Origin of the sequence: Methylomonas fluvii, assembly GCF_014850975.1 — a bacterium.
Taxonomy (GTDB): Bacteria; Pseudomonadota; Gammaproteobacteria; order Methylococcales; family Methylomonadaceae; genus Methylomonas; species Methylomonas fluvii.
In genome coordinates, this window is the sequence record NZ_JACXST010000002.1 from 788,377 (window position 1) to 804,750 (window position 16,374).

Annotated in this window: 14 protein-coding genes; 10 read left to right on the top strand and 4 right to left on the bottom strand. The window is 52.5% G+C overall.

Going from position 1 to position 16,374, the window contains the following annotated elements:
* Positions 1–35: 35 nt before the first annotated feature.
* Together EBB_RS13195 and EBB_RS13200 are read left to right on the top strand one after the other, a co-directional pair.
* A complete protein-coding gene (locus tag EBB_RS13195; protein ID WP_020482673.1) occupies positions 36–524 on the top strand; it encodes a zinc ribbon-containing protein in 489 nt (162 codons plus the stop codon).
* A gap of 58 nt (positions 525–582) precedes the next feature.
* The gene (locus EBB_RS13200) at positions 583–1,356 is read left to right on the top strand and encodes a ParA family protein (protein ID WP_192394282.1); all 774 of its coding nucleotides are present in this window, start codon (positions 583–585) and stop codon (positions 1,354–1,356) included.
* Positions 1,357–1,453: 97 nt separating this feature from the next.
* On the opposite strand, the gene phoU is transcribed toward EBB_RS13200, so the two are convergent.
* Entirely contained in the window at positions 1,454–2,182 is a 729-nt protein-coding gene (phoU, locus tag EBB_RS13205; RefSeq protein ID WP_192394283.1) for a phosphate signaling complex protein PhoU, read from the bottom strand.
* A gap of 291 nt (positions 2,183–2,473) precedes the next feature.
* On the opposite strand from phoU, the gene EBB_RS13210 reads away from it, so the two are divergent.
* The 3 genes from EBB_RS13210 to EBB_RS13220 all read left to right on the top strand — a co-directional run bounded on the left by EBB_RS13210 (position 2,474) and on the right by EBB_RS13220 (position 7,017).
* On the top strand, positions 2,474–3,268 hold the full coding sequence (locus tag EBB_RS13210) for a UDP-2,3-diacylglucosamine diphosphatase (RefSeq protein ID WP_192394284.1): 795 nt from the start codon (positions 2,474–2,476) through the stop codon (positions 3,266–3,268).
* Positions 3,269–3,526: 258 nt separating this feature from the next.
* Entirely contained in the window at positions 3,527–6,055 is a 2,529-nt protein-coding gene (locus EBB_RS13215; RefSeq protein WP_192394285.1) for an ExeM/NucH family extracellular endonuclease, read from the top strand.
* Positions 6,056–6,102: 47 nt separating this feature from the next.
* The gene (locus tag EBB_RS13220) at positions 6,103–7,017 is read left to right on the top strand and encodes a hypothetical protein (protein WP_192394286.1); all 915 of its coding nucleotides are present in this window, start codon (positions 6,103–6,105) and stop codon (positions 7,015–7,017) included.
* Between the two features lie 470 nt (positions 7,018–7,487).
* On the opposite strand, the gene EBB_RS13225 is transcribed toward EBB_RS13220, so the two are convergent.
* Positions 7,488–9,872, bottom strand: a complete 2,385-nt coding sequence (locus EBB_RS13225) for a TonB-dependent siderophore receptor (RefSeq protein WP_192394287.1) — start codon at positions 9,870–9,872, stop codon at positions 7,488–7,490.
* Positions 9,873–9,945: 73 nt separating this feature from the next.
* Here EBB_RS13225 and EBB_RS13230 point away from each other — a divergent pair, with 73 nt between their 5' ends.
* The 4 genes from EBB_RS13230 to EBB_RS13245 all read left to right on the top strand — a co-directional run bounded on the left by EBB_RS13230 (position 9,946) and on the right by EBB_RS13245 (position 13,060).
* Positions 9,946–10,119: a hypothetical protein gene (locus EBB_RS13230; RefSeq protein ID WP_192394288.1), complete on the top strand. Its 174-nt coding sequence runs from the start codon at positions 9,946–9,948 to the stop codon at positions 10,117–10,119.
* Positions 10,120–10,430: 311 nt separating this feature from the next.
* Entirely contained in the window at positions 10,431–10,949 is a 519-nt protein-coding gene (locus EBB_RS13235; protein ID WP_192394289.1) for an RNA polymerase sigma factor, read from the top strand.
* A gap of 1 nt (position 10,950) precedes the next feature.
* Positions 10,951–11,991: a FecR family protein gene (locus tag EBB_RS13240; RefSeq protein WP_225587433.1), complete on the top strand. Its 1,041-nt coding sequence runs from the start codon at positions 10,951–10,953 to the stop codon at positions 11,989–11,991.
* Positions 11,992–12,355: 364 nt separating this feature from the next.
* Entirely contained in the window at positions 12,356–13,060 is a 705-nt protein-coding gene (locus EBB_RS13245; RefSeq protein WP_192394290.1) for an energy transducer TonB, read from the top strand.
* A gap of 470 nt (positions 13,061–13,530) precedes the next feature.
* Here EBB_RS13245 and EBB_RS13250 read toward each other — a convergent pair.
* Positions 13,531–14,618, bottom strand: a protein-coding gene (locus EBB_RS13250) for an IS3 family transposase (protein WP_192394291.1) whose coding sequence is annotated in 2 segments (ribosomal slippage) — positions 13,531–14,357 and positions 14,357–14,618 — 1,089 coding nt in all. Because the reading frame shifts where the segments join, the coding sequence is not laid out codon by codon here.
* A gap of 38 nt (positions 14,619–14,656) precedes the next feature.
* On the bottom strand, positions 14,657–14,893 hold the full coding sequence (locus EBB_RS13255) for a hypothetical protein (RefSeq protein ID WP_192394292.1): 237 nt from the start codon (positions 14,891–14,893) through the stop codon (positions 14,657–14,659).
* Positions 14,894–15,004: 111 nt separating this feature from the next.
* On the opposite strand from EBB_RS13255, the gene EBB_RS13260 reads away from it, so the two are divergent.
* The gene (locus tag EBB_RS13260) at positions 15,005–16,351 is read left to right on the top strand and encodes an IS5 family transposase (protein ID WP_225587194.1); all 1,347 of its coding nucleotides are present in this window, start codon (positions 15,005–15,007) and stop codon (positions 16,349–16,351) included.
* The last annotated feature ends 23 nt before the right edge of the window (positions 16,352–16,374 follow it).

Sequence of the window (16,374 nt, forward strand, 5' to 3'; positions counted from 1 at the left end):
AAAGCGTGAAAATTAAAACAACACAAGGAGCAGCCATGGGCGAAAACAAACTGATCAAAGCGTATGACGATCTGATGGGCCATCTTTACGAGGCACTGGACGACACGTTACACACCGTCGCCGACGCATTGGAAATAGCCAAGGAAAAAACCAGCGCGCTGGGCGGCCACACTCAAGAAGAAATCAATAAAATCGCCGACTATGTGATGCGCGACGTCGAACACGTCGCCACCGCGCCGTCGCAACAAAACGACAGCAATTCGTTGTCCGAATGGTTGAAGTTTGACATCGATTTAATCGAGAACTTTGCCTTGGACGCCTTCATGGACATCGCCGACAAAACCAAGGTCAAGCTGGCAGCGCTGGAAATGGAAGCCAAGCTCTACCATCCTTATAAAAGCGGTGAAGTAGCCGGCCCCGGCACTTTTGTCTGCGATGCCTGCGGCAAACAAATCGCCTTCAAATCCACCAGCGTGATACCGGCCTGCCCGGAATGCAAGGGCGACAGTTTCTCACGCGTTTGATATTGCAGGCTTTAACCTTATAATGCGGGCTTTTATTTTTTAAGAATCGAGGGCGATTATGCGCAGGGTGATTTTCAATCAGAAAGGCGGCGTGGGTAAATCTACCATTACCTGCAACCTGGCAGCCATCAGCGCCGTGGAGGGTAAAAAAACCCTGGTGATCGATCTCGATGTGCAAGGCAACTCCACCCAATATTTGTTGGGCAATAAGGTTGCCGATTCAGACAAGACCATTGCCCATTTTTTCAAAGACAGTCTAGGCCTAGGCCTGTTCGGCGGCGGGAAGGAAGGTCTGGACGGCTTAATTCATGAAACCCCCTTCCCTAACCTTTTCGTGTTGCCATCTCATAGCGATCTGGAAGGTTTGCAAAGCCGGTTGGAATCGCGGCATAAAATCTACAAATTAAAAGAGGCACTGGAAAAACTGGAAGGCTTCGAGCAAATCTATATCGACACCCCGCCCATCCTGAATTTTTACAGCCTGTCAGCGCTGATCGCCGCCGAAAAATGCCTGATTCCGTTCGACTGCGACACCTTCGCCCGCGAGGCCTTGTACACACTGATGAGAGCCATCGCTGAAGTCAAAGCCGATCATAACGACAGATTGGAAGTAGAAGGCGTCATCGTCAATCAATATCAAAAACAAGCCAACCTGCCCCGGCAACTGGTTGATGAATTAATCGCCGAAGGTTTGCCTGTGCTGGAAACCAAGATTTCCACCTCGGTGAAAGTCCGCGAATCGCACAGCGACGCCCAGCCTTTGATTCACTATGCGCCAACCCACAAATTGACCGAAGAATACCGGGCCTTGCATTTGGAAATCCACAAATAACGGTTTAGCATTTACCCACATTAAAAAGCCGGCAATGCCGGCTTTTTTGATTTCAGATGACAGCAAATACCAAAGAAGCGCCCGCGCGTACCATGGCTTAACCGGCAAGCGTACTCTGCATCACCAGACCGCCATGCCGCACATCAATGCCGTCCAACATGAAAATGGCGTGCTCGGCAATGTTCCGGCAGTGCTCGCCGCAACGCTCCAAGGCTTTCATCATTTGCATCACATCCAGGGCTCTGCGAATCATTCGGGCGTCGTGCAATACCAAAGTCAATTGGTGCTTGATACCGTCCTGTAACTCCGACTCGCAATCCCTGTCGCATTGCAACAAGGCGTATGCCTGCTTGGAATCCCGACTTTCGAAAACCACCATCAGCTTATCCAAAATCAGCTTGATTAAACCGCCAATTTTCACGATGTCGGCCAACAGCTTTTGATTAGGGTCACTGGTGTTAGGGTCGAACAACACCGTAACCAGTTTGGCGAACTCAACAATCTCGACACCGGTTTTTTCCAGCTCCACGGCGATTTTCGACGTTGCCAACACATAGCGTAGATCATTTGCCACCGGACTATGCCGGGCAATGATGTTCAAAACCTCGCCGTCAATCTTGCTTTCGAAGTGCTTGACCTTTTTATGCCTTGATACGACTTTTTGCGCCAGTTCGGCATCGCCGTAGTCCAGCGCCTGCATCGCCTGTTCCAATTGGTAAACCAAAAGGTCCGTCATATCCAGCAACAAACTGTGCATATGCCCTAAATCGGTGTCATACGCATGCAAGGTATGCACATTATTGGGAGTGTCTGTTTGATTCGTCATCGGCGGTTCTCTTGCTTGTTTGGCCAGGGTCTCGGTAATAAGCAAACCTTAGAACAAGCAGATTACAGGAATGTGACACAACCCGGCAGACACACAAAACCTGGCGCGTTAGCCATTGTTTTTAAACAAGATATTTATAAGAACCACAATCTACAGTCTGCACAAAACGCCAAAAAAGAATCCGTGGCCTGCATTTCTCGGCAAAGAAGCGACAAGCCGGCTCTGTCATGCTGCTGTCATAAATGCAGACAAGAATAGCTCTCGTCCGATACCAATATTTGGCGTTTGCTTATGAATACCTCTTTCTATCGCACCATCTGGATTTCCGACCTGCACATTGGCTCGACCCAATGCCAGGCCGATGCCCTGCTGGATTTTTTAAAACATAACGATAGCGAAAAACTCTATCTGGTCGGCGACATCATCGACTTTTGGGCCTTGTCCAAAAAAATGTACTGGCCGCGCGATCACAACACCATCATCCAAAAAATCCTGCGTAAAGCCAGACACGGCACGCAAATTATCTACGTCCCCGGCAACCACGACGAAAACGTCCGCGACTACGACGATTACGTGTTCGGCGACATCGTCGTCAAAAACTCGGATATTCATACCACGGCCCAAGGCAAACGTTTCCTGATCGTCCACGGTGACGAATACGACACCATCGCCAAGCATCACAAGTGGTTGGCCAAAATCGGCAGTGTGGGCTACGACTGGCTGATCGAAATAAACCGATTTTTGCGGATGTTCCGTAAATTAATTGGCCGACAATCGCATTTTTCCTTGGCAGCATTCGTTAAATTCAAGGTTAAAAATGCGGTGCAGTTTATCTCCGACTACGAAGAAAGCATGGTCCGCACCCTGAAAAACGAAAACCTGGACGGCGTGATTTGCGGGCATATTCATCACGCGGAAATCAAGGAAATAGCAGGCTTCTTATACGTCAATACCGGCGATTTCGTGGAAAGCTGCACCGCAATTGTCGAACATCAAGACGGCAGACTGGAATTGATCCGCTGGCTGGCTCAGGAAACGCCGCAATTGACGCAGCAGCACGAAGGACAAATGCCGCATCCTGGCTAACTGCCCAACCCTTGCCGGAACTGGCCCGCTGGGCTTTGTATTACATGTCACAAAAACTTCGCCAAACCGTCACGGTATCTTAACCCTCCTCCAAGCGTAATCCCGGAAAATGTGAGCGGGCTTGCAGAATTTTGGGAAGTTACCCAATGACGCGCTCGTCGTCTTTCCCCCTTAAGCCGATGAGTGCGTCTTTCTGCGAGTCAGCTCAGGCTCATAAAAGCCTGCTTACTGATTTTCAAGCACAGAGACCATCCGACCATGATCGCAAAGCATATCCGCAGCTACCCGCTGCTGGCCGCAGTGAGCGCCCTCAGTTTCTTCGGCAACGCCCAGGCAGCCACGCCGGTGTTTATCAACGAAATTCACTACGACAATGCCGGCACCGATAGCGGCGAGGCCATCGAAATCGCCGGCCCGGCCGGCACTGACCTCAACGGCTGGTCGTTGGTACTTTACAACGGTAACGGTGGCGCCAGCTATAACAGCAAAGCCTTAAGCGGCGTGATTGCCGATCAAACCGGCACCGGATTCGGCACCCTGAGTTTCAGCTATCCGACAGACGGCATTCAAAACGGTGCGCCGGACGGCATTGCCTTGGTCAACGGCAGCACAGTGGTGCAGTTTTTAAGTTACGAACCCTCACCTTTTACAGCGGTGGTTGGTCCGGCTAATGGCATGACTAGTGTGGACATTGGTGTATCCGAAACCAATTCGACTCCCGTCGGCCAATCCCTGCAACTGAAAGGCACCGGCAACAGCTACGAAAACTTTACCTGGAACGCCCCAGCCACAAATTCATTTGGCGCGGTCAACAGCGGCCAAAACTTCGGCGGCGTCACCCCACCGCCACCGCCCGTTTCCCAATGCGGCCAAGCGGCAACCCTAATCAGTGCCATCCAAGGCAGTAGCGGCGTCAGTCCGTTGAGCGGCAGCGTGCAACACGTTGAAGCGGTGGTCAGCGCCGACTTCCAAGGCAGCGGCAACTTGAACGGCTTTTTCGTGCAGCAAGTCGATGGCGCCGACACCAATCCGGCCACGTCCGAAGGCTTGTTCGTCTCGTCCAGCTTACCGGTTAATGTCGGCGACAAAGTGCACATCGTCGGCACCGTTACCGAAACCTTCTTTATGACTCGCCTGGAAAGTGTCAGCTCGGTCGATGTCTGTTCCTCTGGAAATGCCTTGCCAGCCGCCGTTGAAGTTAATCTGCCCTTCGACAACGCCAATAACGATCCTGAACACTGGGAAGGCATGCTGATTAGTCTGCCGCAAACCCTGACGGTCACCGAAAACTTCAACCTGGGTCGTTTCGGCGAATTCTTGCTGTCGTCCGGCGGCCGCTTATTCACACCCACGCAAGTAGCCACGCCTGGCCAGGCCGCTATCGATGTTGCCGCGCAAAACTTGGCTAACCAATTGTTGGTAGACGACGGTATCAACGTACAAAATCCGGATCCGGTGATTTATCCGCAACCGTCCGGCCTCAGCGCGGCCACGCCATTGCGTAGCGGCGACTCGGTAGTTGGCGCTACCGGTGTATTGGCTTACGATTTTGGCGTCTATCGCCTGCAACCGACCCAGCCATTGACCTTTGTCGCCGACAACAGCCGCGGCCCGGCTCCCACCTTATCAAGCATAGGGTCTCTGAAAGTCGCGAGCTTCAACGTGCTGAATTACTTCAACGGTAACGGTGTCGGCGGTGGCTTCCCCACGGCTCGCGGCGCTAATACCCTGGTCGAATTCAATCGTCAGCGCGGCAAAATCATTCCGGCCATCCACGCCTTAAATGCCGATGTAGTGGGCTTGATGGAAATCGAAAACGACGGTTACGGCAGCAGCAGCGCGATTGCGGATCTGGTGAATGGTTTGAACCAACTGGCCGGCGCCGGCGCTTATGCCTACATCAATCCGGGCTTGAGCAAAGTCGGCACCGACGAGATCGCCGTGGGCATCATCTACAAACCGGCTAAAACTACGCCGGTCGGCGCGGTGGCGATATTGGACTCCTCAGTCAATCCGCAGTTTATCGATACCAAAAACCGCCCAGCCCTGGCCCAAACCTTTTTGGATAAAGCCTCCAACAAGTTGCTGACCGTGGCCGTCAACCATCTTAAATCCAAAGGCTCGGCTTGCGACGATGTGAATGATCCCGACACCGGCGACGGCCAGGGCAATTGCAACCAAACCCGCACCAATGCTGCGCAAGCCTTGGCCACCTGGTTGGCTGGCGATCCGACCCACAACGGCGCCAACAATGCCCTGATCATCGGCGACCTGAACAGCTATGCCCAGGAAGACCCGATCACTGCCTTGAAAAACGCCGGCTATCAAAACCTGCTGGAGATCTTCGTCGGCAATCAGGCCGCGTACAGCTATGTGTTCGACGGCGCAGCCGGCTATCTGGACCACGGCCTGGCTAACGCCGCGCTGGCACCGCAAGTTAAAAGTGCCGCTGAATGGCATATCAACGCCGACGAACCACGCTCTCTGGATTACAACACCGAGTTCAAATCAGCCAATCAAGTAAGCAGCTTCTACGCGGCCGATGCCTATCGTTCATCGGATCACGACCCGTTGTTGATCAAGTTGTTCGTGCCGGGTGATTTGGATAACGACGGCGATGTGGATGCCGGCGATGCCAATTTGATTAAGGCGCAAATCGGTAAATGCAGCGGCAAAGTGGGTTTTAACCGCGAAGCGGATTATGACGTGACCGGCTGTGTCAGCATGGCGGACTACCGGACTTGGTACGGCTATTTCAATAACTACACAGCGATCAGCAAGCCGTAACGGCCGCGAACGTTGCCGATTACTTTTTATTTGTTAAAGAAGGTTTTATGAAAAATATGACATGGCGTCATTGCCTATTGCTGGTTAGTTTGTTCTGGTCAGGTGTGAATCAAGCGAGCGGTATTTCGATACCGGAGAGTCAGGACTTAACCACAGGGACGGTCTCGATAGTCAGGCCCCCAAGAGAAAATACTGCGCGCCCACCATTGCAAACAGGTGACATCGTTATTTTACCGGGCGGCAATATTCAGGTTGAGGCAAACCAACAAAATCAGGATTTAACCGCAGGGACGGTATCTACAACGAAACCACCTATAGATATAACGACACGCCCACCGCTTCGAGGGGGTGACATCGTTATTTTGCCGGAGGGTAATATTCAGCTCAACGCTACTCAACCCGTCATAAATACCGGATCAATCCTATCCCTAGCCACCGTGCTGCCTAACGAACCCACTTTTTTGGCGCTGCCGCAGACCTCAGGAGTTACCCATATTGGCGATCATTTTGATATTGAAGTGCTGGCTCTCGCGCCTTTGGCTAACGCCAGCCCGGACGAACTGGTGTTGGGCTTTGGTTTCAACACGCTATTAGGCGGCACTGGAGCGGCGCAATTCTTGGGTAGCAGCATTAACCCGTTATTCACCGACGTTTCAACACAGGATGGCGTGAATTTGGCCGCTGCCGGCCTGGCCTTTCCCGGCTTGAGTGCAAATGACGTGGGCTCCTGGATTTCTCTGGCGGTTTTGCATTTTCAGGCAGTCGCGACAGGTGACTTGAATATCGCGATTACCAGCGATTTGCATGATCTCAACCAAGGTTTGATCTTTTTAAATCAAGGGCCGTTGGCAATTAATACCAGCGTCGGCTTCAACATTACTGCTGTGCCGTTACCGCCCTCTTTTTTGCTGTTTGTGAGTGGGTTGTTGGTGGGGTTGGGGGGAATTCGGAAGCGCTGCTAATTTTGCTGTAACCTAAAAACTTTGTGTCGCTAACGCGACGGTTTTTTAATGTCGGTTCGCGGACCGACAACCGCGATAATTTCGCTACGAAAACCATCCCTGGTTTTCGCCCTGCGGGCCAGCCTATCGGCTGTTCAAATTTGCTCCCGGCAAATTTGTCGCTTTTGTCGAGGGTTTTCGGAAGGGCCATCCCTGGCCCTCCGAAAACGCGCGGCACCCCTGCCGCTCCCCTACCGGGCTATTCTCGCCAAATACCCACAGGGCACAAGAGCTGAGGTTCTCGGGGCGGAATAACGGGAGAAAACCACTCCCGAAATCTGATGAAAAATCAAAAAAACGTAGGCAGGGCAACGCTTTTCTGCCCACCGACTATCGGTATAGGTTTATGCCCGCAGGATCGGAACGTTCTTTTGTTTTTGGGGTTCCGCGCGTTGCGAGGGAACGAGCCCAAATATTTGCTACCTCCCGGCTTAAAACTCCACCTTTACCGATCCCAGCAGCGTTCTCGGTGTACCGATATTGACCCGTGAGTTCGGCCCCAGGCCTGGAATCACGTCTTGCAGATAATTTTTGTCCAGTAGGTTGTTCACATTCAGCTGGAAGGTGATTTTGGATTTGCTGACTTTCAGATTGTAGGCCGCCATTAAATCAACCGTGACAAACCCAGGCACGTTATAGGTATTCGGCACATTGGTGGAGCCATCGCGCATAGTGATGCCGCCGCCGACTTTAAAACCTTTCAACGCATCCTGTTGAAAGTCGTAAGTATTCCAAAACGTGCCGACGTTTCGGGGGATCGCGAACATCCGCCGACCTTCTCGGCCGTCGTTGTCTTTGGTAACGCGGGTGTCCAGGTTGGCGTAGGTGGCAATCATATTCCAGCCCGGCAGGATTTCGCCCTTGATGTCCAGCTCCGGTCCACGGCTACGCACCTCGCCAACCGCGATGGAAAACAACGGATTGTTGGGATCGGTGGTGGCGACGTTTTGTTTGGTCAAATCGAAATAGGCCAGCGTGGCGCTCAGCCGGCCATCGAAAAACTCGCTCTTGGCGCCCAATTCCCATTGCTGCGCGCTCTCGGGCGGCAGCGGCTTGCCGCCCTGGCCCAGACCATTGGTGGCGCCGAAATTTTCGACATAATTGCCGTAAAGGCTCAACCAGTCTTGCGCTTGCCACAATACCCCTACGCGAGGCGTCACGGCGTCGGCGGAAAGCTTGGATTGCGCGACTTTGTCGGCTTGATCGACTACCTGGTAACGTAAACCGCCCATCACGCGAATCCCGTAAGGCAGTTGGATTTGATCCTGGGCGTACAAGCCGTAGAAGTCGGTGTCGGTGTCGTAGCGGTCAAATCCGGTCGGAAAGCTGTAGCCGGTGTGGATAGGATTATAGATGTCGATGCCGGCAGCGGGATCGCCGTAATAATATTGGCCGGTCGAACGGTTGTTGTAATAGTCGCCGCCGACCAACAGTGTGTGCTTTAACCCAAAAGTATTGAAATGGCCGGTTACGTCCAGCGTGGTGTAATAAGTATTGATGTCGGCCGGATTGGCGACCACTATTCGATTTAGCTGGCTACCCGTCAGTCCGTCTCCCAGCATCGCTACGCTGTTCGGGGTATCCCTGCGTTCGGTGGCGAAGCGATGGCTAATGCTCCAATCGTCGTTGAATTGATGCGACCAATTGAAGCCCAACAAAATGTCGTCGTGATTCTCCGGGGTCTTTTCCATTAAATTGCGCCCGCGCGGCATGTCGATGAAGCGGCCGTCGACGTATGGCCAAACCATGGTGTCGTTGACCAGATTGTCGTGTTTGTATTCCATCTCGAAGGTAATTTGCGTTCGAGCGCTGATGTTCCATTTCAGCACCGGCGCCAGAAAGATGCGTTCGCTATCGACCAATTCCCGATACGACCCGCTATTTTCGTAAGAGGCATTCATCCGGTACAACAAGGTATCGTCGTCCGTCAACGGACCGGTGGCATCGATTGTGGTGCGGTAAAAATCGAACGAACCGAACTGCTGCTGCAGGGCGTAATAAGGGGTATTCAGCGGCTGCTTGGTCACCACATTGACCATCCCGCCCGGCTCCATCCGCCCGTAAAGAATGGAAGCCGGGCCTTTCACTACTTCAACCCGTTCCACATTGGCCATCTGCCGCTTGCCCCAAGAACTGAACTCGGAGTCGTAACGAAAGCCGTTCCGAAAGATCGCCGAACTGCGAAAGCCGCGTAGGTACAGGTCGTCCGACAGGCCGCCGGAGCCCGCGCTGGCGGTGACGCCGCTGACATTTTTCAACGCGGTATCGATGGTGACGGCCTGCTGATCGCTCAATACTGCTTTCGGCACGATTTGAATATTTACCGGCGTTTCCATCAACGGCGTATCGGTTTTGGTAGCCGTCGCGGAATCGCGCAGCGCATAGTCCTTGTTATACGGATCGTTCGCGTCATAAGCCGCCTTACCCAGCACCGTTACCGCCGGCATCGTAGCCGCCGACTGTGGCTCGTTGTTATTGGTCGCCGGTTTGGCTTCAATAATCGCCGTACCGTTGCCCACCAAGCGATAACCCAGCCCGCTGTCCTTCAGCAATTTGTTCAGCCCTTGTTCGACGGTGACCGTCTCATGCAAGGCCGGCGCGCTCAGGCCGCGCGTCAATTCGGCGTTGAATACCAGTTTTAGATTGGCCTGATCGGCGAAAGCCGTCAGGGCTTCGGTCAAACCGCCGGCGGCTATGGCATAAGTTCGTGCTTCCTGTTGCATGGGCTCGGCATAGGCAGTGTGACTGGCAATGCTCAGCGCCAGCGCCGTGATGGCAAATGGCGCGCTTAGGGGCGCGAATGCGGGTGTCCTCATAAAATCTCCTGATTGCGTGAATGGCGGCGCCGATAGCCGGCGTTACTCTTCACAACGTTTCAGGGAAGAAATCATGAACACTGCTTTGAAAATTTTTCAAAATATCGCCGGTATTGCCGAAGGGCACGCCAACCAGGGCTTCGACGAGATCACCACAAACGGAATAACAGTGATAAATATGGCCGGGAAGATTTTCCGAATAAATGCGCTCCGCATCCTCTTATGCCCCGGATGCTTTGAAAAATAGCGAGTGGCGGCCTTCAGTCCATTGGGCAGAGCAATATTGGCCTGCTTGCAGTGCGTCATATCACGACTTATAAGGCATTTCACACAGCTCCATTGGTGCTGATGCAGGCCCAAACAGGCATTTGACGCATCCCGGCGGCGGTCAAATGCTGGGTTTTGGAAGACGCTCAAGCCGCATAAATAGCGCCTATCGCGGCCGTTTTTGTCCGGCAGTGTGCCTAAATTGATACGGCATAAACGCCATTGGCGCCGATTTTGCTTCGTCAAACGTCTTGGTAGATAACGCCCTTATATCTCTTTCAAAAACTACTGATGAATGCTGTTTCGGACACGCTGGATCATTTCTTTAGGGAAAACCGGGACGATTTAATCGGTTTTTTTCTGCGCCGCCTGCATTGCCCCGATACCGCCAAGGATTTGGCCCAGGAAACCTTTTTGCGGCTATTGTTCTCTGAGCAGCGTGCCCCGACTCAGGATAGGCGGGCGTTGGCGTTTTTTATCGCCGGCAATTTGGTGGTCGATCATATTCGCAAGGAATCGGTGCGCGCCCGCTATGCACCAAGCCAGGATGTGCCGGCCGAATTGCTGGAGGCAGTTGCCAGCAATGACCCGGACTCCGAAAAACAATTAATGGTCTGGCAGGATCTGGACACGGTCAATACGGCTCTGAATGAATTGCCGGAAGAGTGCCGGGCGGCGTTTTACTTAAGCGCCATCGAAGGCCTGACTTACGCGCAAATTGGCGAATGTTTGGGGGTGTCGGAACGGGCGATTGCTAAACGCATTGCCAAAACCTTGAAGCATTGCCGTGACCGTCGCGAGCAGAGTTGAATTGGCCCGCGGTTTATTTTCCGGCGGCATTGTTTTATCGTTTGCCCATTACTTCCTCGTTTCAGCGGCCTTGATGAACACCGACCCCGACAATTCCAACGAAAGCTTGGCTGACCAGGCGATAGACTGGCTGGTGCTGATGCGTTCCGGGTCGGTTACAGACGCCGCGCGCCGCCAATTCCAGGCTTGGTATCGTCAAGACGACGCCAACCGTCAAGCCTACGCCGAGGCCGAAGCACTGTGGGGTTCCGTCGCGCAAGCCGTTAAAACCGCGCCGCCCGCCAATTCCCAGCCAAAGCAAACTCATGCCGTTCCGCGCCTGCCGCGGCGAGCCGGTTTGGCGATAGCCGCGTCGCTGGTTTTAGGATTGTTGCTTGGCCGGGATAGGCTACACGATTGGTTGCTCAGCGATTACGCAACCGCCGTTGGCGAACAAAAGCAGATTCAATTGGCCGACGGCAGCAGCGTGTTGCTGAATACCGATACCGCGTTGGACATAGACTGGTCGGCGGAAAAACGGCGCGTCGTATTGCTTAGAGGCCAGGCCGAGTTCAAGGTTGCTAGCAATGTTAATCGGCCCTTCGAAGTGGAAGCTGGCGATGCAGCGGTGCGGGCTTTGGGGACGGTGTTTGATGTGGCGCGCCCTGCCGCCGATAAAGTCGAAGTCAATGTCACGGAGCATGCGGTAGCCGTGCGCTTGACCGGTCAAGCCGATGTTGCCCCGATACGGGTGGAGGAAGGCCAGCAATTGACGTATTCCGCTGGTGGTGGTTTGGATAAGCCGGCATCGGCCAATCTCAACCAGTTAAATGCCTGGAAACGCGGCAAACTGATTTTTCACGATCAGGCGCTGGCCGACGTGGTGGCAGAGTTAAACCGCTATTCCAAAGCCAAAATCATACTAAAGGGTGAGAATGTCAAGCAATTACGGGTTAGCGGGGTATTTCCGACCGACGGCCTGGCCATGCTGGATGCCTTGCAAAAATCTTTGGCGCTGCGTCAGACCGCATTGGGGCCGTGGTTGGTGATCTTGCATTCTTGATGCGAAAGCAGAATCGGCCGGACAGTATTAAGGAGCCGCCGCTACAGCAAGGCTTTTGTCACAATTAATTGTTAACTTGGCGAATTTATTAACCCGGCCCTTAAATACTACTCGCCGAGGATATTGAGTTTATCGAAGCCCTCACCCGCCTGGGCTTCGACGAACTGAGGACGAACGAAATACCCGTGATAAATAGGGCCTATTTGGAAGAATGACGCCAGCTCAGGGACGCCGCCGCATGTTTAACCGCCAATCCTAAAAACCCGTGCCATTTATTAGAGCGAATCGAATCGGACTTGTTATTGCTCAAAATCCGGCAGCATCTTTTCTTGATGCATCCGTCGGCGTCGAAGCCGGCCGCGCCGTGTTGCTAAAACCAACCCGCAACAAAGAACGTTCGGTCAACATCTCCGTGCTATTTTTGATGTTGGTTACCGTTATGTTGCTGCACTTGGCCGGGGTCAGCTGCTTCTTGTGCCCCGACCTGCCGGAGGCAAAAGCCAGTCCGCTTAAAATGGAAGTGTCGACGATCACGGTTCCGGCCAGCAAGCCAACCCTTGAGCAAACCCAACCACCGCCACCCAGCGTTGTTCAACCCAAACCTAAAAAGCCGCAACTCAAACCCCGGTTGAAAAAAGTGACGCCGCAGGCACCGCCGTCCGACTTTTCGGTGCAGGAACAAGTCTTCGATCAACAGCCGCAGCCGGTTGACGATGCCACTCGCCCGGCGATTGCCGAGAAAGTAACCGCCGAAAATCCAAGTCCGACGTTTACCGAGGCGTATCTGAATGCCGCTTACCAACACAACCCCAAGCCGGAGTATCCCAGTATCGCCCGCAGCCGGGGCTGGCAGGGCAAAGTGGTTTTGCGCGTGGAAGTCAGCGAGGAAGGCCAGGTAGTGGGCGTTGCCGTCGAACAAAGCTGTGACCACGAAGCGCTGGACGAATCGGCGGTCGAAGCCGTCCGGCAATGGCGCTTCGTGCCGGCCAAACGCGCGGAAATCAATGTCGCCAGCACGGTATTGGTGCCGATCATTTTTACGCTGCAAGACCAAGCCCCGGATTTTTAGGTTTTCCGCCCGTCTTCCCGCCCGCTGGAAATAGCTGGGCGGTTGCGTGTTTTCCAGAAAATACCGCACTTGCCAAAGCCGCACGCAGTGCTTCCAGTCAAATTGATTAATCTTAAAGACGGCGGATTCAAAACCGAAGGAGTGGACCGCTTAGCAGCGTTTTATCTCAAATCAGGAAATTTTGTTTTACCCACACGTTTACCATTCATTTCGAGAACACACGTGTCATTCAAAAAAATATTTATCGCGTTCACCCTGCTTTTTAATGGGGGGAGAAAACCACTCCCGAAATCTAATGAAAAATAAAAATACTAGGGCGGACAACTCTTTCTGCCCAAAGTGAGCTGTATATGATTAATGCCGCGTGGGCACAAAAACCGTGCCCATCCTACCAGACTATAACCATTAATCATCAAACTCCAAATCAGGCCGGTAATCCCCCCATTTTGAGCAGAGTCTAAAAGTAGAGGTTAAGCGGCGAGTGCCGACTTTTGTTTTGGAGTGATGCCGCCAATAGCCATGTTGGGCCGTTCATGATTGTAGATCCATAACCAGTGCGCCGCAAAATCTTGAACCTGCCCGATCGATTCAAATAGGTATTGGGCAAGCCATTCGTAACGCACCGTTCGGTTGTAACGTTCAACGTAGGCATTCTGTTGCGGGTTGCCCGGTTGGATATAGTTGATCTGGATACCCTGTTGCTCGGCCCAGGTTTTTAGAGTCTCGCTGATATATTCCGGTCCATTGTCACAGCGAATGGCGTCAGGCTTTCCCCGCCACTCGATGATGCGATCCAACGTTCGGGTGACCCGCAGAGCCGGTAACGAGAAATCCACTTCAATGCCTAAACCTTCCCGATTAAAGTCATCAATGACGTTGAGCAAACGGAAAGCCCGCCCGTCAGCCAGTTGATCATGCATGAAATCCATCGACCACACGGCATTGATGTGATCCGGGACCGTCAAGGGTTGCGGGGTTTCCCGTACCAAGCGCTTCTTGGGCTTGATGCGCAGGTTGAGTTCCAGGTCCCGGTAAATCCGATAGACCCGTTTGTGATTCCAACGAAAGCCTTTCACGTTGCGCAAATATAAAAAACATAATCCAAATCCCCAGGTACGGTGCGTGGCGGTCAGGCGTAGCAGCCAGTCGGCAATTTCGGCGTTTTCAGTCGAGCGCTTTGACCGATAGCGATAACCGCTCGGGCTGATGCCTAAAGCCGCACACACCAACCGAAGACTGGCCCGCTTGGCCTGAATCAGGGGTTGCGCCATCTCGCGGAGGCAAGATGGCGTTAGGCCTTTTTTTCCAGGGCTTCCTTGATGATTTCGGCCTTCAGCCGTTCTTCGGCATACATTTTCTTCAGCCGCCGGTTTTCGTCTTCCAACTCTTTTAGGCGAGCCATCAGGGACGCATCCATGCCGCCATATTTGGAGCGCCATTTGTAAAACGTGGCAGAGCTAACGCCGTGTTCACGACAGATCTCCGGTACGGGCGTGCCGGCTTCCGCTTGCTTCAATATCGCCAGAATCTGGCTGTCACTAAATCGTGAGGTCTTCATGTAAAACTTCCTTCGTCTGTTACGAGAAAATTCTACTTTTAAACGCTGCTTTTTTCAGGGGGGATTACCGGCCTAATTCTATAAATAATGCGATTTCCACCTTTTTCAGTTGGTTCTTCTCGTATATCAAAATATTCAGACCTTTGAGCAATTTCCTTGAGCGTTTTACAGTTGTACTTTTCCTTTAAACTAGCTAACTCACTCACCAGAAGATCCCCAGAAATATTTTCACGAAGATAAGTTCCTGCGCTACTTAGTCGCCCCTGAAAAGCCACAAATTCACGGCTAAAGCATTGAAACACAATAAATAATTGAAGAAAAAGACGGGCAATAATTGCAAGAAATTAGTAAAATAGATATTAATTTCTTGCAAATTTTTATCGAAAATGAAGCCAAAATCCCAAGAAAGTAGCGGCCAAATCGATCTATTCAACACACCACTGGCCGACCTGTTGAATCCGAAGCATGAGCTTTACCAACTGGCAAATTTGATCGATTGGAAAGTACTGGATGATGCGTTCGGTGAATTTTTTACCGAGAACCAAGGCGCTCCGGCGTTGCCAACGCGTCTTATTGCCGGGCTTCATTACCTCAAACATGCGTTTGCACGCTCGGACGAAGCGGTCGTGGCACAGTGGCTTGAAAATCCCTATTGGCAATATTTTTGTGGCGAAGAGTATTTCCAACACCAGATACCTTGCCACCCCACGTCACTGACCTATTGGCGAAAACGGATCGGAGAAGAAGGTTGCGAGTGGATGTTATCGGTGACGATCCAGGCTGGCGTAGCCAGCAAGACCGTGAAGAAACAGGATTTTGAATCGGTGACGGTTGATAGCACGGTGCAAGAGAAAGCCATCACGTATCCGACCGATGGAAAATTGTATGAACGCTGTCGCCAGCACATGGTACGTCTGGCTGAGCAGCATGAGATTACACTACGGCAGAACTACAACCGCAAAGCCCCCTATTTGCTGATGATGGCGAACCGGTACAGTCATGCCAAGCAAATGAAGCGCAAACGCAAAATGCTCAAACAGCTCAAAACTTTGGTGGGTCGGGTTTACCGAGATATCGAGCGCCAATTGACGGATCAATCCGATGCAGTCAAATTGGCTTTTAAAGAGACGCTAGAGAAAACCCAACGGATTTTGAACCAACAACCCCAGGATAAAAACAAGCTGTACAGTTTCCACGCCACGGAAGTCGAATGCATTTCCAAAGGCAAAGTCCACAAGAAGTATGAATTCGGCGTCAAAGTGGGCATCACCGTCACCAACAAAAGTAATTTTGTGCTCGGCGCCCGCAGCTTTTCCGGTAATCCCTACGATGGACACACCCTGGAATCGTGTCTGGAACAGGCGGAGATTCTAAGCGGTACACGCGCAAAAGAAGCTTTTGTGGATTTAGGATACCGTGGTGTCGAGGTCCCGAACGTGACCATTTACAAAGCCCGGCAAAAGAGAGGAATAAACACCCGGCGACTCAAACGCGCCCTCAAACGCCGCAATGCCATCGAACCCGTCATCGGGCACCTCAAAAACGACGGATTGCTGGGCCGCAATTACCTGAAAGGCGAACTGGGCGATGCCATGCATGCCATCTTATGCGGTGCTGGCCACAATATCCGTATGATCCTCAGGCAGTTGAGGATTTTTTTGCCTCATTTTTGGAGACCGCCATGTCGGATTTTGGCGCGGCCATTGAGCGCGCCGTTTTTATTGTCGGCCTGAATGCTGGTGTTCGGAAAATATCG